1 pseudogene is annotated in these 1,311 nt (G+C 39.2%); it reads right to left on the bottom strand.

What is annotated here, in order from left to right:
* Nucleotides 1-883 (bottom strand): annotated as a pseudogene (locus tag WG67_RS08615) (excinuclease ABC subunit UvrA); the annotation flags it as partial.
* Nucleotides 884-1,311: the final 428 nt, after the last annotated feature.

The raw sequence follows: 1,311 nt of genomic DNA, 5'->3' as shown, positions 1-1,311 counted from the left end.
TTTTACCAAGCCCATTACACGAACCACATGCACCGTAAGGGCTGTTAAAAGAAAATAATCTTGGTTCTATTTCCTCAAGAGTGAAACCAGACTCGGGGCATGCAAAATTCTCTGAAAAAGTCAGAATTTGACCATTTTTATACTCGGAATTATGGTTGTCAGGTAGGTTTACTATTTCTACATACATTAGACCATTACCAAGTTTTAGTGCGGATTCTATACTACTTGGCAGTCGATTTCCTATATCGCCCAATATTGATATTCTATCTGCAACCACAAAAACGTCGTGTTTCTTGTTCTTATCGAGTTTAGGCAAGTCATCTACATTGTACACTTCACCATCTATTTTGAACCTTACGTAACCTTGTCTTTTAATTTCCAATATCTCTTTAAGATGTTCTCCCCTTCTACCACGCACAACAGGGGCAAGTATATATATCTTAGTTTCTAAAGGTAACGCAATTATAGTGTCTACAATTTGAGACACCGTTTGTTTTGTTATTGGTAATCCAGTTGCAGGTGAATAAGGAACTCCTATTCGTGCATATACTAAGCGCAAGTAATCGTAAATTTCGGTAACAGTTCCAACTGTTGACCTTGGATTTTTTGAGATCGATTTCTGGTTGATAGATATTGCAGGAGAGAGACCTGTAATCGACTCAACATCTGGTTTATCCTGAATGTTGAGAAATTGACGCGCGTAAGCTGACAGGCTTTCAACGTACCGGCGTTGGCCTTCTGCATAAATCGTATCAAATGCAAGGCTAGACTTGCCAGAACCACTTAGCCCAGTTATAACAACTAGCTTATTTTTCGGTATATTGACGTCTACACCTTGCAGATTATGTTCCCTTGCGCCCTTAACTCTGATAAAATCGTCCATATTATACCATATAACGTATTAACCATTATAGCCTCAAAATACGTGAATTTATAGTGATATATTGATTTTCTATTGATTTTTTCAACTGTTACGGAAAATTAGGCAGCGTTTGATAAATCGTCATTCCGCTACTTGTTAGCGGCTGAGATACCGCGACGGTATGACGGTTAAGTAGGCCACTGCCCCTATGATGTCATCCCAGTGTCAAGCACATAGCTGTACGAACGTTGTAGTTTAGGAGCAATTCCCACCAGTGGGCCAGTGCCCAGACACTGGTTCTATGCAACTTAATTAAAAACGTTTGTTTTAGCGTAAGACAACTACCTTTAGCTCATCAGCTCAGTTATAAGCAAAATTTCTGGATTCCAGACTGGAATGACACCATTTGCTGTGCAATTTACCTTCAAAAATGGATCTTCGTACAGTTG

The sequence above is a fragment of the Wolbachia endosymbiont of Drosophila incompta genome (assembly GCF_001758565.1).
In the GTDB taxonomy this organism is placed as follows: Bacteria; Pseudomonadota; Alphaproteobacteria; order Rickettsiales; family Anaplasmataceae; genus Wolbachia; species Wolbachia pipientis.
The sequence above is the reverse complement of the archived record's forward strand: the minus strand, read 5'-3'. Positions and strand labels throughout refer to the sequence as shown.